Below are 21763 nucleotides of genomic sequence, written 5' to 3'. Positions count from 1 at the left end.
GGAACTGGCGCTGGAACTGGAAGCCAAGGGCTATGCCGGCTTCGACGAAGCGGCGGCGTAAGGACCGATGACCATGCATGTCCCCGTCCGGCTCGGGCCGGCTGAACTGAAGCTCATCGACCAGCTGACGGCCGCCGGTGCGGTCGCGGAAGCCGAGCGCCTTGCCGGCGCCGGTCTGCCGACGCGGCGCGTCGAGGCCTATCACTACACCGACCTGAAGCAGTTGCTGCGCTCGGTCCCCGAACTCGCTGGCGCCGCCACCGAAGCGAGCGCTCCGGCGCTGCGCGTGGCCGGTGCCTACCAGCTGATGATCGCCAATGGCGTGGTGCAGGACACCGGCACGGCGCCGGCCGGCGTCATCGTCGGCAAGTCGACCGGCGGCGTGCTTACGACGCGTGACGATGTGGTTACGCGTCTCAACCTGGGGCTGACCAGGGAGTGCCTGACGCTCGACCTCGACGGATCGGTCGACCCGGTGATCCAGATCGATCGCCGCACTGAAGGCGCTGCCGGGCACTCGACCAGCGCCGCGAAGATCTTCGTCGCAGATAACAGCAGCGCGGTGATCGTCGAGACCTACTCGGGCAGCGAGGAAGCGCATCTCGGCAACCACGCGACCTACCTGGCGTTGGGCAAGAACGCCAAGGTGACGCACATAACCGTCAACCTTGCGGCCAAGAAGGCCACGCACTTTGCCTCCAACGAGTATCACCTCGCCGAAGGCGCGCAGCTTCGCACCCTGATCATCAATGCCGGTGCGGCGCTCAGCCGGACGCAGCTGTTCCCGCGCTACGCAGGCGCCGGCGCCTATGCCGACGTTACCGGGCTGAACCTCGTCTCGGAGGGCCAGCACGCCGACATCACCATGGATGCGCTGCACGCCGTGCCGCACACTTCGTCGAAGCCGCTGTTCAAGTCGATCGCCCGTGGGCGCTCGAAGGCCGTGGTGCAGGGGCGGTTGGTGGTGGCGCGCGATGCGCAGAAGACCGACGCCAAGCTGATGAGCCAGGGCCTGATGCTCTCGGACGAAGCCGAGATTCTCACCAAGCCCGAGCTCGAGATTTACGCTGACGACGTGGTCTGTGGCCACGGTTCGACCTGCGGCCAGCTCGACGAAGACTCGCTGTTCTACCTGATGAGCCGCGGCATCGCGAAGGCGGACGCCGAGACCATGCTGGTGCGGGCGTTCCTCGCCGAGCTGATCGACCCGATCGAGGACGAGGCGCTGAACGAGGCGCTGACGGCGGTGATCGAGGGCTGGCTGGCGGCTGACACCTGAAGGAAGGCCCCCTCACCCGGAGCGCTGCGCGCTCCGACCTCTCCCCCCAGGGAGAGGTGGCGAGGGGGCGGAGTTTGTGCCCAAGCACCACCTCTCCCTGGGGGGAGAGGTCGCCGCGCAGCGGCGGGCGAGGGGGCCTTCTCCGCCCTCCGAACAGGAAAGCAGTATGACCTTCGACCTGAACCAGATCCGCGCCGATTTCCCGATCCTCGACGAGAAGATCCACGGCAACCGGCTGGTCTACCTCGATAGCGGCGCCTCGGCGCAGAAGCCGAACCAGGTGCTCGACCGGATGGATTGGGCGCACCGGCACGCTTATGCGAACGTGCATCGCGGCCTCCATACGCTCGCCAACCGGGCGACCGAGGCCTATGAGGGCGGCCGCGAAGCGACCCGGCGGTTCCTCGATGCGCGGCGGAACGAAGAGATCATCTTCACCCGTTCGGCGACCGAGGCGATCAACCTGGTTGCCTCGTCCTTCGCCGGTCCGCGGATCGGGGGGGGCGACGAGATCGTGCTCTCGATCATGGAGCACCACTCCAACGTCGTGCCCTGGCATTTCCACCGCGAGCGCAAAGGCGCGGTGCTGAAGTGGGTTGATGTGCGCGACGACGGCAGCTTCGATCTCGACGCCTTCGAGGCGGCGCTGTCGCCGAAGACCCGGATGGTGGCGATCACCCATATGTCGAACGTCCTGGGCACGGTGACGCCGATCAAGGAGATCGTCGAAATCGCCCATGCGCGAAACATCCCGGTGCTGGTCGATGGCAGCCAGGGCGCCGTGCACCTCAAGGTGGACGTGCAGGACCTGGGCGTCGATTTCTACGTCTTCACCGGGCACAAGCTCTATGGCCCGACCGGCATTGGCGTGCTGTATGGCAAGTACGAGCTGCTCGCCGACATGCAGCCCTACCAGGGCGGCGGCGAGATGATCGACACCGTCACCCGCGACAGCGTTACCTATAACGAGCCGCCGCACCGGTTCGAGGCCGGTACGCCGCCGATCGTGCAGGCGATCGGGCTCGGCGCGGCCATCGACTATGTCGAGGGGGTTGGCCGCGACGCGGCGCAGGCGCACGAAGCGGAACTCACGGGTTACGCGATGGAACGGCTCAGCCGCATCAACTCGCTGCGATTGATCGGTACTGCGCCGGGCAAGGGCGGCATCTTCTCGTTCGAGGTGAAGGGCGCCCACGCGCATGATGTCTCGACCATTCTCGATCGCTACGGCATCGCGGTGCGGGCCGGCACGCATTGCGCCATGCCGCTGTTACAAAGGTTTGGCGTCACCTCTACCTGCCGGGCCTCCTTCGGCCTATATACCGGCAAGGATGACATCGACGCGCTCGTCGAGGGCATCGAAAAAGCGCGAAGCTTCTTTGCGTGAGAGCGCGGAACCGTTTCGTCCTGGGGAATTGATATGTCTGACGAAGTGAACGAGATTGCCTCCGACGTTGCGGCTCCCGAGCCGAACGCCGGCGACGCGCCCCGCATCACGCCCAATGTCGGTGCGGCGATTCCAGCCGACGATGTCGAGCGGATCACCAAGGATCTGATCGGTGCGCTGAAGACCGTCTACGACCCGGAGATTCCCGTCGATATCTATGAGCTCGGGCTGATCTACAAGGTCGATCTCGATGACGACCGCAACCTCACCATCGACATGACGCTGACCGCGCCGGGCTGCCCGGTGGCTGGCGAGATGCCGGGCTGGGTGGAGAATGCGGCGCGCAACGTCGAGGGCATCCAGGACGTTACCGTCAACATGGTCTACGATCCGCCATGGGACGCTTCGCGCATGAGCGAGGAAGCCCAGGTGGCGCTGAACTGGTGGTAAGTTCCACCGATTAGGTCTATATATCGTTTTGTTACGATGAAGGGCTTGAGCCGATGCCGTTGAAGATCATGAGCCTCACCGATGCCGCCGTCGAGCGCATCAACGAGATCATCGAGGACAGCGCCACCCCGGTGGTTGGGGTGCGCGTCGGCATCAAGGATGCTGGCTGCGCCGGCCAATCCTACACGCTCGCTTACGTCTCCGAGCCGGTAAAGGGCGACGACCATATCGAGGAGAAGGGCGTCCACGTCTATGTGGAGCCCAAGGCCACATTGTTCCTCCTCGGCACGGTGATGGATTTCGAGGAAGACATCCTCAAATCCGGCTTCACCTTCAAGAACCCGAACCAGACCGGTGAATGCGGCTGCGGCGAGAGCGTGCAGTTGAAGCCGGCCGACCTCAAGGCCCTGGCCGAGGCTCGGGCACACGCTTAGGCGTTTCTCGCCAACAAGCTGCCAAGGCCACGGAGTCATTCCCGCGAAAGCCGGGAGCCTCTGTTTGCGATCTCTCCACCGGCGCGTGCTTTGGGGGCCGAACCGGAGGTTCCCGCTTTCGCAGGAATGACCCGGTGGGTTTGGCGCGATGCGGTGCCGTGTGGCCCCTATTAATCCCGACGCGCCTGCGCTAAACCCATTCCGCTTGCTTCAACCTCACCCCGGCGACGTTCCGGGCCATTCGACAGATCGAAGTGTCCGGCGCTGCCGGAGTGAGTGCGGCCATGGCGCCGCTCTGTGACGGAGTCCTCCATTGACTGCTGCTGCTTCCTCAAAGCTCGAGGCTTTGACGATCGTTCCGCCTGATCATCCGCTGGTCGGCCGGGTCACCCCACCGGGCTCGAAGTCGATCACCAATCGTGCGCTGCTGCTGGCGGCACTGGCAAAGGGGACGAGCCGGCTCACCGGAGCGCTGAAGAGCAAGGACACGGCGCTGATGGCCAGGGCGCTGATCCAGATGGGCGTCGGCATCGAGGAGCCGGATGCAACGAGTTTCGTGGTCACCAGCGACGGGAAGCTAAAGGCGCCGACCGAGGCACTGGTGCTGGGTAACGCCGGCACCGCCACGCGCTTTCTGACCGCCGCGGTGTCGCTGGTCGAGGGCAGGGTGGTGGTGGATGGCGACGAGGCAATGCGCAAGCGCCCGATCGAGCCGCTGCTGGTGGCGCTGCGTTCGCTGGGGATCGACGCGAGCAGCGAGACCGGTTGTCCGCCGGTGGTGATCAACGGCACCGGTTCGTTCGGCAGCGGCCGGGTCGAGATCGATGGCGGGCTTTCCAGCCAGTATGTGTCGGCGCTGCTGATGGCGGCGCCGTTCGGCGAGGGGCCGATCGAGGTGGCGCTGACCGGCAAGGACCTCGATGCCCGTGGCTACGTCAACCTGACGCTGGCTGCCATGCGGGCCTTCGGCGCCAGCGTCGAACAGCTCGACGAGATGACCTGGCGGGTGCAGCCTACCGGTTACCAGGCGACGGATTTCCACATCGAGCCCGACGCTTCGGCGGCAACCTACCTTTGGGCGGCGGAAGCGCTGACCGGTGGCAGGATCGACCTCGGCGTGCCGATGGAGGCGTTCACGCAGCCGGACGCCGAGGCGGCCAAGCTGATCCGCATGTTTCCGCGCATGCCCGACGTGATCGACGGCTCGCAGATGCAGGACGCAGTGCCGACGCTGGCGGTGCTGGCCGCGTTCAACGAGACACCGGTGCGTTTCGTCGGCATCGCCAATCTCAGGGTGAAGGAATGCGACCGGATCTCGGCACTCTCGACCGAGCTCAACCGCATCCGGCCGGGCCTCGCGCATGAGGAAGGCGATGACCTTGTGGTGTCGTCCGATCCGCGCCTGATTGAGCTCAAGCACCGCAACGCGCGGACCAGCATCGAGACCTACGAGGATCACCGCATCGCCATGAGCTTTGCGCTGGCTGCACTGAAGATCGGCGGTATCACGATCCTCGACCCCGAGTGCGTCGGGAAGACCTATCCCGGGTACTGGGACGCGCTGCGTTCGCTTGGGGTGGAGACAGTGGCGTAGGTCGCTCCTCGCTTCCGCTCGGATCGGCGATGCCTTGCATCGCGTACCCCTCATCCGCCCTTCGGGCACCTTCTCCCTCAAGGGGAGAAGGCGGCCACCTCAACCATCTCAGTCAGGATTCCTTCTCCCCTTGAGGTCAGCGGACGAGGCCGTAGCTCTCGCCGCGAGGTGGCGCGCAGCGCCGGATGAGGGGGTACCGCATCGGAACGATGCGCGATCGGAGGGAAGCGACGAGCGACTTCAGCGGTCGCCTACGCCGCTACGATATCCTCGTCGCCCAACTCGGTCTCGCCGACCACCACGTTGCGCCCGCGGTGCTTGGCGGCGTAGAGGCAACGGTCGGCGCGTTCGATCAGGCTCGAAGGGGTGTCGCCTTCGCGGTACATGGCGACGCCGAACGAGGCGGTGACGCGGCCGAGCTTCTCGTTGGTCGAGCGTTTCAGCAGTTCCTTGGCCTGGATCGCCTTGCGGATGTTGTCGGCAAGAATCACCGCGCCCTCGAGGTCGGTATCAGGCAGGACGGCGGCAAACTCTTCGCCACCATAGCGCGCGGCGATGTCGCGACCCTTGATGTTGGATTTGAGCGTCATGGCAACGAGGCGCAGCACCTGGTCACCGGTCTGGTGGCCCCAGGTGTCGTTGAAGCGCTTGAAGTGATCGATGTCGATCAGCATCAGGCACATGTGGTCGCCATGCTCTTCGGCCCGGCCGACCGCGCGCAGCAGCCCGTCGTCGAAGGCCTTCCGGTTGTAGACCTTGGTGAGCGGGTCGAGCAGGGCTTCGCGGCGCACATCGTCGAGGTCGCGCTGCAGCGCTTCGATATCGTCGCGCGAAGCTGCAAGGTTCATTTCGAGCTGATGGTTGGCGTCCTGCATGCGGCGCGTTTCTGCCAGCAGCGCGTTCGCCAGCGTCCTCAGCCGAGCGGCATCCAGCTCCACCGAGCCGAGATCGCCACTCGCCACCTGCAACGAGGCTGAGTAGGAACTGGCAGTGGTCATGGCGGTGTCGATGGCATCGTGGATCGCGACGATGCGATTCGACATCCGCTGCGACACGCCGGAAATGCGCTCGTTCGCGTCCTGCGCGCGGAGAAACTCGTTGTAGAGCCGCTCGACGACGTCGGCAGTGGGGTGCCCGTCGCGGAAGATCGCGTTGATGCGGGCGTTCAGCGCCGGATTGATGCCGGTGGCGTAGGTGTAGAGCAGCTCATAGAACTGAGGATACGGCGGAATAGTCGCGCGCTTCAGCAGATCGAGCGCCGAATTGGCATAACCCAGGGCGCGTCTGAATTCCTGTTCTGACACCGTTCCCCCAGGTCCGGCTCCTGCCGGTCGTTTCGGCCGGCATTGTCAGTTGTTCCGCATTAATGAGGCGTAAAAACCCGGCGATCTGTTAGCAATTCTACTGAGATCGCCGGGGAAAGTCTGTAGATCGCGGCTATTTCCGCAGCAGGAACGCCGGGATCGGTCCATCAGAACCGAAAGGCGAATCGGCGACGATGCCTTCGACGTGCTGAGTACGGGGTTCGCGGGCCGGCTTGTCGGCGCCATTGCCACGATTGTTGTCGCGGTGCGCGTCGTTGCGGGGCGGACGACCGGTGCGCTCGGGCCGCTCGGCGCGCGGCTCACGGGCCTCCTGCGGCGCAGCGGCTTCAGTCTCGGTGGTCCTCGCTGCCGCGGCATCGCGGGCCCGGCCGCCGCGGCGACCACGACCTTCGCGCGGCGCGCGTTCGCTGCGCTCCTCGGCGTCCGGTGCGGCGGAGCGTTCTGCCGCTCCACCGCCCAGCTTCACCTCGGGAATATCCTTGGCGATCAGCTTGGTGATGGCGTCGACGTACTTGCCGTCCGACGGCGTGGCGAGGGTGATCGCGACGCCGGAGCGACCGGCACGACCGGTGCGGCCGATGCGGTGCACATAATCCTCAGCGTGGGTCGGCACGTCGAAGTTGAACACGTGGCTCACCGCCGGGATGTCGAGGCCGCGGGCGGCCACATCGCTGGCGATCAGCAGCTGCAGCTTGTCGGTCTTGAACGCATCGAGCGTTTCCATGCGGCTCTTCTGGTCCATGTCGCCATGCAGGCCGCCGGCCGAGAAGCCGTGGCGTTCCAGCGAGCGGGCGAGGGTGGCCACGTCGCGCTTGCGGTTGGAAAAGATGATGGCGTTCTTGAGGTTGTCCTCGGAGCGGATCAGCTGGCGCAACGCTGCGCGTTTTTCCTCCGGCTTACCGGAGACGCGCACCAGGCGCTGCTCGATGGTCTCGGCGGTCGAGTTCTGGCGGGCGACTTCGAGCTTGATCGGATCGCGCAGGAAGCGGTTGGTGAGGCGCTGGATCTCCGGCGGCATGGTGGCCGAAAAGAACAGCGTCTGCCGGCGCGGCGGCAGCAGGCCGCAGATGCGCTCGATATCGGGGATGAAGCCCATGTCGAGCATGCGGTCGGCCTCGTCGATGACGAGGATGTCGACGCCGGTGAGCAGGATGCGGCCGCGCTCGAACTGGTCGAGCATGCGGCCGGGGGTGGCGATCAGCACGTCGGCGCCGCGATCGAGCACCCGGTTCTGATCCTCAAAACTGACGCCGCCGATCAGCAGTGCGACGTTGAGCTTGTGGTTCTTGCCGTACTTTTCGAAGTTCTCGTGCACCTGCGCTGCGAGCTCGCGCGTCGGTTCGAGGATCAGCGTGCGCGGCATGCGGGCGCGGGCGCGGCCACTCTCAAGCAGCGTCAGCATGGGCAGCACGAACGACGCCGTCTTGCCGGTGCCGGTCTGCGCGATGCCGATAATGTCCTTCTTCTGAAGGACATGCGGGATAGCCTGCGCCTGGATATCGGTGGGCTTGGTGTAGCCGGATGCGGCAACCGCATCGATCACCTTGGCGCTAAGGCCCAACCCGGAAAAGTCATTTGCCAAATCAGTGGTCCGCTCAAGTAGGGAAGGCAGGTCGACGGGCAGCTACTTGAGGAGGTGCGGGTCGACGAAGGGGTCGCAAAGTACAAGCCGGATAATCAGGCTTCGCCTTGCAGCAACCGATCCGGACTCCGCCCTGTCCGGGGCGCTCGCGCAGCGCGCCCGGAACATAGTGGAAACCCCTTGCGAGTCAACGGCATTTGCAGATGCGGAGTTAATTGCGTGCCGATCAGGCGCGGCCGAGATCGAGCACTACGATTTCGGGCCAGTTGCCAATCCGTACCGGAACGGGTAGGCGGCCGTGGCGATCTGCCCAAGCACACCCACGCCAAACAGCTTCAGCACCCCACATCTTCGCCCCTGACTGTCAGGAACGCCGAAGCCCGATCCCTAGATGTCGAGATCGGTTACGAATGCGGCGTTTTCCTGGATGAAGTCGAAGCGCGCCTCGGGGCGGTTGCCCATCAGCCGGTCGACGGAGAGCCTGGTCTCTTCGAAGTCGTCGCGGATGCGGACCTGCAGCAGGGTGCGGGTCTTCTTGTCCATCGTCGTCTCGCGCAGGTGGACATAGGGCATCTCGCCGAGGCCCTTGAAGCGGGTGATGTCCGGCTTCTTGCCCTTGAACTCGCTGGCCAGCAGCTGGTCGCGATGCGTATCGTTCATAGCGTAGGCGACTTTCGGGCCGGAGCTGATGCGGAACAGTGGCGGCATGGCGAGGTAGAGGTGGCCGCCCTCGATCAGCTTGGGCATCTCCTGGAAGAAGAAGGTCATGAGCAGCGACGCGATGTGGGCGCCGTCGACGTCGGCGTCGGTCATCAGGATGATTTTGTCGTAGCGCAGCTCGTCTTCGCGATAGCGGTCGCGGGTGCCGCAGCCGAGCGCCTGGGTCAGATCGGCGATGGCTTGGCTGGCCTGCACCTTGTCGCGGGTGGCGCCGGCAACGTTGAGAATCTTGCCGCGCAGCGGCAGGATGGCCTGGCTCTTGCGGTCACGCGCCTGCTTGGCGCTGCCACCGGCCGAGTCGCCCTCGACGATGAAGATCTCGGCGCCCTGGGCGGCCGACTGGGTGCAGTCGGCGAGTTTACCGGGGAGGCGGAGCTTTCGGGTTGCCGACTGGCGGTCGACTTCCTTTTCCTTCTTGCGCCGCAGGCGCTCTTCGGCGCGCTCGATGGCCCAGTCGAGGAGCTTGGAGGCCTGGTTGGGCGAGGCGGCGAGCCAGTGATCGAAGGGGTCGCGCAGCGCGGTGTCGACAATGCGGGTCGCCTCGGGCGAGCTCAGCTTATCCTTAGTCTGGCCAACGAATTCCGGTTCGCGCACGAACACCGAGAGCATGGCCGAGCACTGCACCAGAACGTCTTCGGCGGTGAGCTGGGCGGCGCGCTTGTTGCCGCTCAGTTCGGCATAATTGCGCAGACCACGGAGCAGGGCAACGCGCAGGCCCTGTTCGTGCGTACCACCGTCGCCGGTCGGAACGGTATTGCAGTAAGAGTTGACGAAGCCGTCGCCGAGACACCAGGCCACCGCCCATTCGACCGAGCCGTGGGTGCCGGGCTTGCCGATGATGCCCGAGAAAATATCCTCGGCGATGCGCGGCTCGCCTTCGATGCGGTTGCCCAGAAAGTCGCGCAGGCCGCCGGGGAAGTGGAAGGTTGCCTTGGCCGGCACGTCGGAGGTCGCGAGGCTCTCGTCGCAGGTCCAGCGGATCTCGACGCCACCGAACAGGTAGGCTTTCGAGCGCGTCATCTTGAACAGACGGGCGGCCGAGAACTTGTGCTCGCCGAAGATTTCCGGATCGGGGTGGAAGCGCTGCGTGGTGCCACGCCGGTTCTGTACCTTGCCGACGGTCTCGACGGCGCCGAGCGGTTTGCCGCGAGAAAAGGCGATGCGATAGAGCATCTGGTCGCGGGCAACTTCGGTGACGAGGCTGTCGGACAGCGCGTTGACCACGGAAACGCCTACGCCGTGCAGGCCGCCAGAGGTTTCGTAGGCCTTGCCGTCGAATTTGCCGCCGGCATGCAGCCGCGTCATGACGATCTCCAGCGTCGAGACGCCGGGGAATTTCGGGTGGTTCTCGACCGGGATGCCACGGCCATTATCGGTAACCGTGAGGAAGCCGTCCTCGCCCAGATGCACTTCGATACGGCTGGCGTGGCCGGCAATGGCTTCGTCCATCGAGTTGTCGATGACTTCGGCAAACAGGTGATGCAGCGCGTTGGCGTCGGTGCCGCCGATATACATGCCGGGACGGCGACGCACCGGCTCGAGGCCTTCGAGTACCTCGATATCGGCAGCCGAATAGGAAGCAGCGTGGGCGACGCTGGGGGCAGGGCTGGCGGCTGGCGTCTTCGGCGTGGGGGGCGCGGGCGCCCGCTGCGGAGCAGCGTCATCGCCGTCAGGGCCGAAAAGGTCTTCGATCGCCGCCATGAAATCTCCGTCCGAGGCGCGAATCGGGCGCCTCACAAGCTCTAGCATACTTGCTGCTTTGGGTGGGTTAAGCGGGAGGTAGGGCCCGGCGCTCGAGCTGTCAACCGGTCGTGAACGGCAAGTGAATGCACGGTTCCGCGAGCATTCAACGGCGGCACCATATTTCATCGCTCGAGATTGCGGAGCACCCAGCTGGGGCCAGTAGGCAGTGTCCGGGCTGGGCGTTCGGCAATCTCACCATCGACTGCGCCTGATATCACTCGGAATTCTGCCGGCAGGTTGCCTCGCAACCTGAACGGAGGATGAACGGGCGATATCGTATTGGTTAAGAATGCAACTTTTAGGGTCGTGGCACGCTAGTGGACCTGGCACCCAAGCTGATCCTGAAGGAGACTATCATGACCTCAATCCTCTCGTCCGTGATGAAGTCCGGCCGTGCCGCGATCGTTGCGGTAACGCTTGGTGCGGCGACGTTCACCGCCATGCCGGTCCAGGCCCAGTCGTTCAATTTCGACTTCGGCATCCAGGGTGGCGGCAGCAGCTTCTCGTACGGCTTCGACAATGGCCGCCGGATGAAGCGCGATTGCCTGACCACCAACGAGGTCCGCCGTGGCCTGCGCCGCGCCGGCTTTGACGATATCCGCTTCGTTGACCGTCGCGGGGTGCGGGTGAAGGTGGTGGCCGATTATGGCCGCCGCACCTATGCCATGAACATCAACCGCTGCACTGGCCGCGTCTCGGATATCGAGCGGCTGCGTCGCCCGTATCACCCGGGCTTCCAGTTCCAGTTCCGCTTCTAGTCCAGTTCCGGCGGGAGCCCGGCTCCTCCCTCGCGCTCCCGCCAGATCCCGGCCTCCCAGGGCCGGGATTTTTCGTTGGTGAGGTGCAATGGAGATCGACATGAAAGCCACTACGTTCATCCGCGCCGCCGTGCTCGGGCTGGCGCTCGGCGCTTCTGCACTCCCCGTGCAGGCGCAGAGCGTGCAGTTCCAGTTCGGCTTCGGTACCGACGGCTTTGGTTATCGCCGGCCGCTGATCTGCATCGAGCTGACCGACCGGCAGATCCGCAACGCCGTGCGGCAGCAGGGCTATACCAACATCTACCTCAACGTGCGGAACGACCGACGCATCCAGGTGCGGGCAACGCGCGGCAACTGGGTCTACCTGCTGCGGGTCTCAACCTGCACCGGTGCGATCCTCAATCGTGAGCGGCTGCGCCGCAGCTGACGAAATCGCTCGTGAATCCAATGCGTCCGGCGCCGTACAAAGGTCCGGACGCGTTGTTTTGGAGCACTTGATTCAGACTTCGTTTGCTTCTCGGAAGCACTTTCTTAAGCGCTCGCGGGTATGAATTTCACATACGGTTTTTGTTCGGAGTAGCCGTATGCGCGCCCAAGCCAAGAGCGGTCTCGCGTACATTGAGACGGCTTTGAGGGCGCCACGCGACAGCGGATGGCAGCAGGCCGGATTTGATAGTTTTGCGTACCGGCTTGCCCATCTTGCTTTGCCTCGCCCGCTGACCCTCGCCGCCATCACCACGCTGTTCTACCTGGTGTGAGACAGCGATGGTGCGCCAACGCGGCCCCACGCTCGATGTCATCCCCGCGAATGCGGGACCTCCGTTTTCCTTGTTGCAATCGCAAACAGAGGTTCCCGCTTTCGCGGGAATGACCCGGTGGATGTTGCGCGTGCGGGCACGCCGACACTTGACCTCCAATCGCCGCCGGTGCTCTAAACGCCTCGTCCGCAATGCCAACCAAGGAGGGTCGCGTGGGCTATCGTCATGACCAGCACCGCAGTCGCGGCCCTGTTTCGGCCCTGCAGCTTTAGTTGCAGGGCTGGCCGAACGGGTCCGGACGTCTTCGTCGTCTCACACCATTCTGGTCTGCCCAAGCCGGCTTCGCCTCGCGCGTGAGCCATTGACGGCACAGGTCCCCATCTGGGACCGCTAGAATTCCAGAGAGACGAACATGGGCTCGATCAGCCTCAAGAACCTTTCCATCACTGCCACCGATCCGCTGTTCTGCGACCTGAGTCTCGTCGTCGCGGATGGCGACCGGGTCGGGCTAGTCGCTGGTAACGGCCTCGGCAAGACCTCGCTGCTGCGGGTGATTGCGGGGCTGGCGGAACCCACCGCCGGCGAAGTGGTGCGCTCGCGCGGGCTTCGCATCGGTTATGTCGAACAGGACGTGCCGGCCGAGCTGATGCCGCGCAGCCTGCGCGACGCCGTCCTCGGAGCGCTACCGGTCGCCGACCGTGACAGCGATGCCTGGCGGGCCGACGTGGCGCTCGATGGGCTAGAGACGCCCTACGAGCTGCGCGAACGGCCGGTGTCGGCGCTCAGCGGCGGCTGGCAGCGGCTGATGCTGATCGCCCGCGTCTGGGTCACCGATCCGGACGCGCTGCTGATGGACGAGCCGACCAACCATCTCGACCTGTCCAAACTGTTCCGGCTGGAGACCTGGCTCAACCGCGAGGCGCGCAACATGCCGCTGATCGTTGCCAGCCACGACCGCGACTTCCTCGATGCCGTGACCAACCGGACGCTGTTCTTGCGGCCCGGCACGTCGCGCTACATGCCGCTCGGGTATTCGGCAGCCCGCCGGGAAATCGAGCGCGAGGACGCTTCGCAGGAGGCCCAGAACGAGCGTGACCTCAAGGAAGCGAGCAAGCTTCGGAAACAGGCAGCCAAGCTCAACAACATCGGCATCAACTCGGGCAGCGACCTGCTGGTGGTCAAGACCAAGCAGTTGCGAGAGCGCGCCGCCAGGATCGAGGAAGCGGTGCGACCGACGCATCGCGAGCGCTCGGGTGAGATCAAGCTGAGCAATCGGGGCACGCACGCCAAGCTGCTCGTCGGCATCGAGAACGTGACAGTGACCACGCCGAGCGGTCAGGCGCTGTTCAAGATCGACAAGCTGCACATCTTCCAAGGTGATCGCGTGGTGCTGCTGGGCAAGAACGGCACCGGCAAATCGCAACTGGTGAAACTCATCCACCGCGCCATGGTCGAGCCGGACAGTGTGCCCGGCATCAGGGTCACGCCGTCGCTAGTGCTGGGCTACACCGATCAGGACATGTTGCAGCTGCCAGTGAAGGAGACGCCCGAGAGCTTCATTTCGGTGACGTTCAAGCAACCCGATGCGCGGGTGCGGAGCCTGCTGGCGTCCGCCGGGTTCGTCATCGAAAAACAGTCGCGGCCGATCGGACAACTGAGCTTTGGCCAACGGGCGCGGCTGGGGCTGCTGGCCTTGCGGCTACAGGAGCCGAACTTCTACCTGATGGATGAGCCGACCAACCACGTCGACATTCCGGGCCGAGAGGCCCTCGAGAGTGAGATCCTGGCGCAGGAGGCGACGGCCGTGCTGGTGTCGCACGACCGCAGTTTCGTGCGCAATGTCGGCACCCGGTACCTGGAGATCAGCGGCCGGCGACTCAAGGAAGTCGATGGGCCGGAAGGCTTCTTCGAGGAGATGATGTTGGAAACGGAGCAAATCTAGATCGTTTGGATTAGTGCAAATGGCCTAGGCGCCAGCCAATCAACACAATAAGTGAGCAAAAATCGTCCTCGCTGCGACTGGTGTCCCGTGTTGCCCCGTAGAAATACTGTTTGATCGACGTTTCGGTAAGGTCTGAGTCGTAGCCCAATAGGCAATCTTGCGTAGAATGACGCGAGAGTGCAGCGAGCGACACAGGCGATGCAGAGCAAGACCCCGGGCAATGCTGGTGCGAGCAGCCGCAAGGATGTTCGCTTCATCGGCGATGTGATGGGCAGCTACGTGCTGGCGGCGCGGGCGCAGGCGCCGGGCGCCGTACGGGTGTTCGCCTGCCGGGCGCGCAGCGTCACGGCGCACGAGGCTGTGGTGAACGCGCCGGTGAGCGGTATGGCCGGCGATGGGTTGACCATGACGCTGCAGGGCCTTGGGATCGTGCGCGGCAGGATCAGCCGGGTTCTCGACGGCGGCTTTGCCGTGGCCTTTGACTGTACTGAACAGGAGCGCGCGGCCCTGGGCGCCCGGATCGACTGGCTGAAGCGGCGAACGCTCAAGACGGTCAGTGACCGGCGGGGGCACAAGCGCGTGCTGCCGCGGGAGACACGGGCGAGCCTGACGCTGGGCGATGGGCGACGCTTCGACTGCTTCATCATCGACATGTCGCAGTCTGGCGTCGCCGTCTCGGCCGACGTGCTGCCGCCGATCGGTTCATCGGCCGGAGTCGGCGCCATCCCGGGCCGGGTGGTGCGGCATGTCGAGGCTGGTTTTGCCGTGCAGTTCGCTGAAGTGCAGCAGATCGGCCAACTCGAAGCGCTGTTGACGCTCAAGACCAGCGATCACCGCATCCTCGCCGGCGAGCGGCTCAAGCTGAACGACTAGTGCTCACCTGCCGCGCCTGATGTCGCCTCTAGCGCTCGGTGAAGGCCAGTTTGGCGCCGAGCGCCACGAAGGCGGCAGCGAAGGTGCGGCGCATCCAGGTGAGGACACGCGGGCGGGTGACAATGTGCTGGCGCACCGCTGCAGCGAACACCCCGTAGATGGCGAAAATCACGAAGGTCATGGCCATGAACACCGCGCTCAGCTCCAGCATCTGGGGCAGGGCATTGGCGCTGTCGGTGCGCACGAACTGCGGCAGGAAAGCAAAAAAGAAGATCGACAGCTTTGGGTTGAGGATGTTGATCAGGATGCCCGAGACCAGCACCTGGCGGACCGATTTGGGTGCTGCTTCGGTGTCGACGCTGAGGGCGCCTTTCTCACGCAGCGTCGCCCAGGCCATGTAGAGCAGGTAGGCGACGCCGAGATACTTGATGATCTCGAAGGCCAGCGCGCTGGTGTGGAGCAGGGCGGCAAGGCCGGTGATCGCCGCGGCCATGTGCGGGATGATTCCCAGCGTGCAGGCAAGAGCGGCGAGAATGCTGGCGCGAGCGCCACGCGTAAGCCCGGCGGCGAGGGTGAAGAGTACGCCGGTGCCCGGCGAAGCGACGATCACGAGGGTGGTGATGAGGAATTCGGCGGTCATGGCTGGCTCCGAAGCGATTGCCGGACAGCATAGCTATCGATGCGATATGCGCCAGAGGACTGTTGCTCGGGCAGCGGTGCGGCTAGAGCGTTTCAGGAAAAGTTGCGGACTTTCCGGTTCGCAAGCGCGACCAGTCATGAACCTGAAGCATCTCAACGATTAAAAGAAGCGTTGAAATGCTCTAGAGCTTGCTCGGACCCGGCAAGGAGACGCGCGTGCTGCCCTGGATTGAACTCGATCGTGCGAAGGTGCCGGGTGGCGGCGAGTTCGTGCTGCGGCAGCGCGGCACCGAATTCACGATCTTTGCCGGGACCATCGGACTGATGGGCAGCCGGATGAGCGGTTCTGAGGAGGCGCTGGCGGCGCTGACGACCGAGCGGATCGGGCAGCGCCCGAAGCAGCGCTGGCTGATCGGCGGGCTCGGCATGGGATTTACCCTGCGCGCCGCGCTGAAGCTTGTGCCAGCCGACGCGGAACTGGTCGTCGCGGAACTGGTGCCGGGGGTGATCAAGTGGGCGAAGGGGCAACTGGCGGGCATCCACGGCGATAGCCTCGATGATCCGCGGGTGCAGCTGCGCGAGGGCGATGTCGGTGCAGCGATGGCCACTGACTCGCAGAAGTTCGACGCGATCCTGCTCGATGTCGACAACGGCCCCGAGGGGTTGTCGCGACCGGGCAACGACAGGCTCTACAGCCATGGTGGAATCGCCAGTGCCAAGGCAGCGCTGCGACCGGGTGGCGTCGTTGCAGTGTGGTCGGTAGCGCCCGATGCCGGGTTCACCAGGCGGCTGCAGCAATCAGGCATGGCGGTCGAGGAATTGAAGGTTCGAGCCGGCACGACCGGGCGCGGCGCCCGTCACATAATCTGGATGGCGACCAACGCGCCCCAGCGGACGGCACAGCCGCGTCCCAAACTTGGTGCCGCGCGCCGCAACTGGTAGGCTCCGCCCATGAAGCGCATCGTGCAAAGCCGGCCGATCGACTCGCCCTTCGTCGAGAGCATCAGCTCCGTTCGTTTCGACACGACCGGAACGACGCTGATGCAGCCCGATGGCTGCTGGGATATTGCCATTATCAAGCGTGGCGACGACACGATGGTGCTGCGCACCGGGCTCACCACGCAGCCGGTGGTCTACGAGCACGAGGCGGGCGACGAACAACTGGTGATCTCGTTCAAGCCGCACAGTTTCATGCCGCTGATGCCGGGCGACATCATGCGCGACGAAGGCGTGATGCTTGAGAAGTTCGGCAAAGCCGGCTTCTGGATCGGCACCGACGTGCGCGAGATCCCGACCTTCGAGAATGCCGATGTGTTCGTCGAGCGGCTGGTCCGCGACGGCATCGTCGACAGCAATGAGCTGGTCGCCTCGGTGGTCGATGGGCAGCCCAAGGCGATGACCGAGCGGACGCTGCAAAGGCATTTCCTCAGGACTACCGGGCTCACCTACAAGCATTTCACCCTGGTGCAGCGGGCGCAGAAGGCGGTGGCCATGCTGCAGATGGGCCGGCCCGCGGTCGACGTGGCTCTGGCACTGGGCTTTTCCGACCAGGCGCACATGATCAATTCGCTGAAAGCGATCATGGGGCAGACGCCAAAAGAGATCGTTCGCGCCGGGTCCGGCACGCTTGTCGGAAACTTCCAATAATCGCGGGCAGGGGTTGGGTACCAAGGGGCGTCTTCAACGAATACCCCCGCAACGGAGTACCCGAAATGGCCACCATCACCCCCTTCAAGATCGACGTTTCCGCTGCCGCCCTGCAGGAGCTCAAGGACCGGCTCGCCCGCACAGTGATGCCGAGCGAAGTCGAAGGCAGTTGGGCCGCCGGCCCGACCAATGCCTATGTCGGCGGCGCCGTCGACCGGCTGCTCAACGGTTTCGACTGGCGCAAGGCCGAGGCCGAGATAAACCTGCTGCCGCAGTTCACCACTGAAATCGACGGCCAGAACGTCCACTTCATCCAGGTGAAGTCGGCCGAACAGAACGCGACGCCGCTGCTGCTGATCCACGGCTGGCCGGGTTCTATCGTCGAGTTCCTCGACGTGATCGGGCCGCTGACCGACCCGGTGGCGCACGGTGGCAAGGCCGAGGATGCGTTCGATGTGGTGGTGCCGTCGCTGCCGGGCTTCGGCTTTTCCGGCCCGACCCGCGAAGCCGGCTGGAACAACGTCCGCATCGGCAAGGCCTTCATCGAACTGATGAGCCGGCTTGGCTACCAGCGTTTCGGCGTGCAGGGCGGCGACGCCGGCGCCATAATCGGGCCGGAGATCGGCCGGCTGGCGCCGGAGCGGGTGATCGGCATCCACCTCAACGCCGCGACCATGGGTTTCATTCCGTTCGGCCCGGTATCGCCTGAGGAGATCGCTACCTTCACCGACAGCGAGAAGGTGCGCCTGCAGCGGGTGCAGCGGTTCATGGCGGAGCACTTCGGCTTCAACATCATGCAGTCGAGCCGCCCGCAGACGCTGGCTTACGGCATCTCTGACTCGCCGGCCGGGCTGCTCGCTTGGATCAGCGAGCTGTTCACCAGCTTCGGTGACGGCGTCGACGCCGTGCCGATGGATCGGTTCCTCACCAACTTCATGATCTACTGGTTCACCGGCACGGCCGCTTCGTCGATCCGGCTCTACTACGAGAACGCGCATGACCCGGAGGCCTGGTCGCCCAAGGCAAACTCAGGCGTGCCGACCGGTGTCGCGGTGTTCGGCTTCGACGAAGTGCCGATCCGCCGTTATGGCGAAACCAGCAACACCATCGTGCGCTGGAACGAGTTCGACGTTGGCGGGCACTATGCCGTGCTGGAAGTGCCGGAGGTATGGGTGGGCGATGTGCGCGGGTTCTTTGCTCAGATTGGTTGAGCGCAGCGTCCAAGTTGAGAAGGGGCCCGGAAGGGCCCTTTCGCTTTGCCAGCCGTTTCCTCGGTGAACCGTATCACCCACCGGGTCGTCCCCGCGAAAGCGGGGACCTCAGTTGGCGATCTCGCCTGGCGCGCCAGAACAGAGGTTCCCGCTTTCGCGGGAATGACTCCGCGGGTGCGGCACCAATTGCAGTCCCCAGCTGTTGCTGGGATGACGGCGGTGGGCAGGGCCAGGCCGGCCCAACGGCCGTGTCCGAACGCTCAGGCTTCCGCCTTCCGCGGGAACAGGCCACGGATCGCCTTCCAGGCGGGTCCGATCAGCTTGCCGGCCACCGGGATCAGTACGAGGCCCAGGGCGAGGCCCAGCACGAGGTCGGCAAGGATGGTGGCGAGCCCCTCGATGAAGCCACCGAGCGCCGGCAGCATCTCCTCGGCACCGTGGGCGATGGCTTCGATCAGATGCTCGATCTGGTCGAAGCCGAAGCCGGCAAGGCCGTGGATGACGATGCCGCCGCCCACCCAGATCATCGCGGCGGTGCCGACGATGCTGAGGGTCTGCATCACCCAGGGCATGGCGATGAGGATGCCGCGACCGGTGGCGCGACCAACGCCGGTGCGCCCTTTACTGGCCAGCGCCAGCCCGAAATCGTCGGCTTTGACGATCAGCGCGACGGCGCCATAGACCGCCGCCGTGATCCCGAAAGCGACGATGACCAGGACCAGTGCCTGCTCCCAGAACGGCAGGTCAGGCAGGGCGGCGAGGGCAATCGTCATGATCTCGGCCGAGAGGATGAAATCGGTCTGGATGGCTCCGGCAACCCGCTCTTCCTCGAGCTTGCCGGGATCGGCCGGCTGCGGCAGGGCCTCTGCTTCGTGCGCATGCGCCTCGTGCGGGAAGATCGCCTCGAACACCTTCTCGGCCCCCTCGTAGCAGAGGTAGGCGCCGCCGATCATCAGCAGCGGGGTGATCAGCCAAGGCGCGAAGAAGCTCAGCGCCAGGGCCGCGGGCAACAGGATAAGCAGCTTGTTGCGGATCGAGCCGACGGCGATGCGCCAGACGATCGGCAGCTCGCGGTCGGCGGAGAAGCCGGTGACGTAGTTGGGCGTCACGGCGGTGTCGTCGATCACCGCTCCTGCGGCTTTCAGCCCGGCCTTGGCCGCCTGGCCCGCCACATCGTCGATCGAGGCAGCAGCGACCTTGGCCAGGGCCGTCACGTCATCGAGAAGGCCGAGTAGTCCAACGCTCATTGGAAAGTACCATCGTTGCGGGCGGCGAGCGCCTCAATATCCAGAAGGGCCGGCAGGAATTCAGGGTGCGCCGCCGCTACCGCGGAACGGAGCCAGAGCCGCGCGGCCTCGTCAAGCGCCGGGACGAAGCGGGCGAGATCGAGCAGGTCCTTGTCGCGGGGCTGTTTGCACTTGTAGAGCAGCTGCACCTCGGGAGCGATGATCGGCCAGCCCGACGCGGTACGGCTGAAGACGGTGGCCATGGGGAGGCGGACGGACGGCTCCCGGCGATAGACCCATTGTTCCTCCTGCTGTGCCTCGGAAACGATCTCGAAATCCCACAGCGTTTCACCGTGCCGGCGGAGCCAGAGGCTGAACGGTGGCGACGGGAGCTCGGTTCCGGGTTCGTAGAAAGTCAGTTGCTTGTTGCGGGCGATGGCGATCTCGAAGCGCGCGAGGATCGGCAGCAGGGCAGGGAGATCGGCCAAGAAGCAGCTGATCTCGATATCGGAATGCGGCCGGCTGACGCTGCCTTGCCACAGGTCCAGCGCCCAACCGCCGGCGATGCCCCAGCGCACACTAGCGCCGGTGAGCCAGCCGACAAGCTCCTCAGGTGGTGTCTCACGCCAGCGGCTGGACATGGGTTCCGGACCTCTCCTGCTGAGGGCGAGCGCGTGGGTACAACAGACCGGACAAAAAAAGAAAGGGCCCGCTGTCGGGCCCTTCCATATTCCATCGATCGATCCGGCGCTCAGGCCGAGTAGTACATTTCGTACTCGACCGGGTGCGGGGTGTGCTCGAACTTGATGACTTCCGTCATCTTCAGCTCGATGTAGCTGTCGATCTGGTCGTCGTCGAACACGCCGCCGGCCTTGAGGAAGTCGCGGTCCTTGTCGAGGGACTCGAGCGCTTCACGGAGCGAGCCGCTAACGGTCGGGATCTGCTTCAGCTCTTCCTTGGGCAGCTCGTAAAGATCCTTGTCCATCGGGTCGCCCGGGTGGATCTTGTTCTTGATGCCGTCGAGGCCGGCCATCAGCAGCGCGGCGAAGCCGAGGTAGGGGTTGGCCAGCGGATCGGGGAAGCGGACTTCGACGCGCTTCGACTTCGGCGACTGGCCGAAGGGAATGCGGCACGAGGCCGAGCGGTTACGCGCCGAGTAGGCGAGCAGCACCGGAGCTTCGAAGCCCGGCACCAGGCGCTTGTAGCTGTTGGTGGTCGGGTTGGTGAAGGCGTTGATCGCCTTGGCGTGCTTGATCACGCCGCCGATGTAGTACAGGGCTTCCATCGAGAGGCCGGCATACTGGTCACCGGCGAAGAGGGGCTTGCCGTCCTTCCAGATCGACTGGTGGCAGTGCATGCCCGAGCCGTTGTCGCCATAGACGGGCTTGGGCATGAAGGTCACGGTCTTGCCGTAGGCCTGGGCGACCTGCTGGATGACGTACTTGTAGATCTGCACGTCGTCGGCCGACTTGATGATCGGGGCAAACTTGATGCCCAGTTCGTGCTGGGCCGAGGCCACTTCGTGGTGGTGCTTTTCGACGGTCACGCCCATCGAAGCCATGGCGGCGAGCATTTCACCGCGCATGTCCTGCGCGCTGTCCAGCGGCGGCACCGGGAAATAGCCCTTCTTGAGACCGATATGGTGGCCGGTATTGCCCGACTCGTACTCGGTGTCGTTGTTGGACGGCAGTTCCGAGTGATCGACCGAGAAACCCACCTTGTAGGTGGTGTTGGAATAGCGGACGTCGTCGAAGATGAAGAATTCGGGCTCGGGGCCGAACACCACGGTGTCGCCGATACCGAGTTCCTTGACGTAAGCCTCGGCCTTCTTGGCCGTGGTGCGCGGGTCGCGGTTGTACGGCTGGTAGGTCAGCGGCTCGAGAATGTCGCAGTTGATGGCGAGGGTCGGGGCGCCGAAGAACGGGTCGATGTAGGCCGAGTTCGGATCGGGCATCAGCACCATGTCGGACTCGTTGATGGCCTTCCAGCCAGCGATCGAGGAACCATCGAACATGGTCCCTTCCTCGAAGAGATCCTCATCGACGACCGTCACGTCCATGGTGACGTGCTGCAGCTTGCCGCGCGGGTCGGTGAAGCGGAGGTCGACGTACTTGATGTCCTCGTCCTTGATCTTCTTGAGGATGTCGCTTCCAGTGGTCATTAGGTTCCCCTGTGTAAGTCTGGAGTTGATGCTA

Annotated in this window: 20 protein-coding genes; 13 read left to right on the top strand and 7 right to left on the bottom strand. The window is 64.7% G+C overall.

The genetic code is table 11. The features are described 5' to 3' along the window. Window positions 1-73: 73 nt before the first annotated feature. The 5 genes from sufD to aroA all read left to right on the top strand — a co-directional run bounded on the left by sufD (window position 74) and on the right by aroA (window position 5144). Complete coding sequence (gene sufD, locus VGV07_RS23240) at window positions 74-1279, top strand: Fe-S cluster assembly protein SufD (RefSeq protein WP_326871129.1); 1206 nt, start codon at window positions 74-76, stop codon at window positions 1277-1279. A gap of 166 nt (window positions 1280-1445) precedes the next feature. Beyond that, on the top strand, window positions 1446-2666 hold the full coding sequence (locus VGV07_RS23235; RefSeq protein ID WP_326871128.1) for a cysteine desulfurase: 1221 nt from the start codon (window positions 1446-1448) through the stop codon (window positions 2664-2666). A gap of 33 nt (window positions 2667-2699) precedes the next feature. Continuing rightward, the gene (locus tag VGV07_RS23230) at window positions 2700-3116 is read left to right on the top strand and encodes an SUF system Fe-S cluster assembly protein (RefSeq protein WP_326871127.1); all 417 of its coding nucleotides are present in this window, start codon (window positions 2700-2702) and stop codon (window positions 3114-3116) included. Window positions 3117-3169: 53 nt separating this feature from the next. After that, a complete protein-coding gene (locus VGV07_RS23225; RefSeq protein WP_326871126.1) occupies window positions 3170-3550 on the top strand; it encodes an iron-sulfur cluster assembly accessory protein in 381 nt (126 codons plus the stop codon). A gap of 313 nt (window positions 3551-3863) precedes the next feature. Then, a complete protein-coding gene (aroA, locus tag VGV07_RS23220; RefSeq protein WP_326871125.1) occupies window positions 3864-5144 on the top strand; it encodes a 3-phosphoshikimate 1-carboxyvinyltransferase in 1281 nt (426 codons plus the stop codon). Between the two features lie 251 nt (window positions 5145-5395). Here aroA and VGV07_RS23215 read toward each other — a convergent pair whose 3' ends face one another. From VGV07_RS23215 to parE, 3 genes are all read right to left on the bottom strand, one after another. Continuing rightward, complete coding sequence (locus VGV07_RS23215; RefSeq protein ID WP_326871124.1) at window positions 5396-6448, bottom strand: GGDEF domain-containing protein; 1053 nt, start codon at window positions 6446-6448, stop codon at window positions 5396-5398. Window positions 6449-6581: 133 nt separating this feature from the next. Next, window positions 6582-8051, bottom strand: coding sequence for a DEAD/DEAH box helicase (locus VGV07_RS23210; protein WP_326871123.1), 1470 nt, complete (start codon window positions 8049-8051; stop codon window positions 6582-6584). Window positions 8052-8438: 387 nt separating this feature from the next. Next, on the bottom strand, window positions 8439-10472 hold the full coding sequence (gene parE, locus VGV07_RS23205; protein ID WP_326871122.1) for a DNA topoisomerase IV subunit B: 2034 nt from the start codon (window positions 10470-10472) through the stop codon (window positions 8439-8441). A 398-nt stretch (window positions 10473-10870) separates the two neighbouring features. Between parE and VGV07_RS23200 the strand changes: the two genes are divergently transcribed. From VGV07_RS23200 to VGV07_RS23180, 5 genes are all read left to right on the top strand, one after another. Further along, window positions 10871-11272 carry a hypothetical protein gene (locus VGV07_RS23200; protein ID WP_326871121.1) on the top strand — a complete coding sequence of 134 codons (402 nt, stop codon included), beginning with the start codon at window positions 10871-10873 and terminating at the stop codon, window positions 11270-11272. A gap of 100 nt (window positions 11273-11372) precedes the next feature. Then, window positions 11373-11699, top strand: coding sequence for a hypothetical protein (locus VGV07_RS23195; RefSeq protein WP_326871120.1), 327 nt, complete (start codon window positions 11373-11375; stop codon window positions 11697-11699). A gap of 157 nt (window positions 11700-11856) precedes the next feature. After that, window positions 11857-12030 (top strand): hypothetical protein, encoded by a 174-nt coding sequence (locus tag VGV07_RS23190; protein ID WP_326871119.1) that lies wholly within the window; start codon window positions 11857-11859, stop codon window positions 12028-12030. Between the two features lie 412 nt (window positions 12031-12442). After that, window positions 12443-13972 carry an ABC-F family ATP-binding cassette domain-containing protein gene (locus tag VGV07_RS23185; RefSeq protein ID WP_326871118.1) on the top strand — a complete coding sequence of 510 codons (1530 nt, stop codon included), beginning with the start codon at window positions 12443-12445 and terminating at the stop codon, window positions 13970-13972. A gap of 198 nt (window positions 13973-14170) precedes the next feature. Then, a complete protein-coding gene (locus VGV07_RS23180; protein WP_326871117.1) occupies window positions 14171-14845 on the top strand; it encodes a PilZ domain-containing protein in 675 nt (224 codons plus the stop codon). A gap of 28 nt (window positions 14846-14873) precedes the next feature. On the opposite strand, the gene VGV07_RS23175 is transcribed toward VGV07_RS23180, so the two are convergent. After that, window positions 14874-15485, bottom strand: a complete 612-nt coding sequence (locus VGV07_RS23175) for a LysE family translocator (protein WP_326871116.1) — start codon at window positions 15483-15485, stop codon at window positions 14874-14876. A 215-nt stretch (window positions 15486-15700) separates the two neighbouring features. On the opposite strand from VGV07_RS23175, the gene VGV07_RS23170 reads away from it, so the two are divergent. From VGV07_RS23170 to VGV07_RS23160, 3 genes are all read left to right on the top strand, one after another. After that, window positions 15701-16426 carry a hypothetical protein gene (locus VGV07_RS23170; RefSeq protein WP_326871115.1) on the top strand — a complete coding sequence of 242 codons (726 nt, stop codon included), beginning with the start codon at window positions 15701-15703 and terminating at the stop codon, window positions 16424-16426. A 9-nt stretch (window positions 16427-16435) separates the two neighbouring features. Continuing rightward, on the top strand, window positions 16436-17131 hold the full coding sequence (locus VGV07_RS23165) for a helix-turn-helix domain-containing protein (protein ID WP_326871114.1): 696 nt from the start codon (window positions 16436-16438) through the stop codon (window positions 17129-17131). Window positions 17132-17196: 65 nt separating this feature from the next. Further along, window positions 17197-18342, top strand: a complete 1146-nt coding sequence (locus tag VGV07_RS23160) for an epoxide hydrolase (RefSeq protein ID WP_326871113.1) — start codon at window positions 17197-17199, stop codon at window positions 18340-18342. Between the two features lie 260 nt (window positions 18343-18602). Here VGV07_RS23160 and VGV07_RS23155 read toward each other — a convergent pair whose 3' ends face one another. The 3 genes from VGV07_RS23155 to glnA all read right to left on the bottom strand — a co-directional run bounded on the left by VGV07_RS23155 (window position 18603) and on the right by glnA (window position 21729). Then, window positions 18603-19589, bottom strand: coding sequence for a DUF808 domain-containing protein (locus tag VGV07_RS23155; protein WP_326871112.1), 987 nt, complete (start codon window positions 19587-19589; stop codon window positions 18603-18605). After that, on the bottom strand, window positions 19586-20209 hold the full coding sequence (locus VGV07_RS23150) for a nucleotidyltransferase domain-containing protein (protein WP_326871111.1): 624 nt from the start codon (window positions 20207-20209) through the stop codon (window positions 19586-19588). Before VGV07_RS23150 ends, VGV07_RS23155 begins: the two co-directional genes overlap by 4 nt. A gap of 110 nt (window positions 20210-20319) precedes the next feature. Beyond that, window positions 20320-21729 carry a type I glutamate--ammonia ligase gene (gene glnA, locus VGV07_RS23145; RefSeq protein WP_326871110.1) on the bottom strand — a complete coding sequence of 470 codons (1410 nt, stop codon included), beginning with the start codon at window positions 21727-21729 and terminating at the stop codon, window positions 20320-20322. Window positions 21730-21763 lie beyond the last annotated feature (34 nt).

It is taken from the genome of Devosia sp. (genome assembly GCF_035944845.1).
In the GTDB taxonomy this organism is placed as follows: domain Bacteria; phylum Pseudomonadota; class Alphaproteobacteria; order Rhizobiales; family Devosiaceae; genus Devosia_A.
This window is presented reverse-complemented; position numbering and strand designations above follow the sequence as displayed.

Coding starts and splice junctions, on each gene's coding strand:
- VGV07_RS23165 (WP_326871114.1), top strand. CDS start 16,436: ATGAAGCGCATCGTGCAAAGCCGGCCGATCGACTCGCCCTTCGTCGAG.
- VGV07_RS23225 (WP_326871126.1), top strand. CDS start 3,170: ATGCCGTTGAAGATCATGAGCCTCACCGATGCCGCCGTCGAGCGCATC.
- sufD (WP_326871129.1), top strand. CDS start 74: ATGCATGTCCCCGTCCGGCTCGGGCCGGCTGAACTGAAGCTCATCGAC.
- parE (WP_326871122.1), bottom strand. CDS start 10,472: ATGGCGGCGATCGAAGACCTTTTCGGCCCTGACGGCGATGACGCTGCT.
- VGV07_RS23150 (WP_326871111.1), bottom strand. CDS start 20,209: ATGTCCAGCCGCTGGCGTGAGACACCACCTGAGGAGCTTGTCGGCTGG.
- VGV07_RS23160 (WP_326871113.1), top strand. CDS start 17,197: ATGGCCACCATCACCCCCTTCAAGATCGACGTTTCCGCTGCCGCCCTG.
- VGV07_RS23180 (WP_326871117.1), top strand. CDS start 14,171: ATGCAGAGCAAGACCCCGGGCAATGCTGGTGCGAGCAGCCGCAAGGAT.
- VGV07_RS23230 (WP_326871127.1), top strand. CDS start 2,700: ATGTCTGACGAAGTGAACGAGATTGCCTCCGACGTTGCGGCTCCCGAG.
- VGV07_RS23155 (WP_326871112.1), bottom strand. CDS start 19,589: ATGAGCGTTGGACTACTCGGCCTTCTCGATGACGTGACGGCCCTGGCC.
- VGV07_RS23175 (WP_326871116.1), bottom strand. CDS start 15,485: ATGACCGCCGAATTCCTCATCACCACCCTCGTGATCGTCGCTTCGCCG.
- VGV07_RS23200 (WP_326871121.1), top strand. CDS start 10,871: ATGACCTCAATCCTCTCGTCCGTGATGAAGTCCGGCCGTGCCGCGATC.
- glnA (WP_326871110.1), bottom strand. CDS start 21,729: ATGACCACTGGAAGCGACATCCTCAAGAAGATCAAGGACGAGGACATC.
- VGV07_RS23195 (WP_326871120.1), top strand. CDS start 11,373: ATGAAAGCCACTACGTTCATCCGCGCCGCCGTGCTCGGGCTGGCGCTC.
- VGV07_RS23235 (WP_326871128.1), top strand. CDS start 1,446: ATGACCTTCGACCTGAACCAGATCCGCGCCGATTTCCCGATCCTCGAC.
- VGV07_RS23185 (WP_326871118.1), top strand. CDS start 12,443: ATGGGCTCGATCAGCCTCAAGAACCTTTCCATCACTGCCACCGATCCG.
- VGV07_RS23190 (WP_326871119.1), top strand. CDS start 11,857: ATGCGCGCCCAAGCCAAGAGCGGTCTCGCGTACATTGAGACGGCTTTG.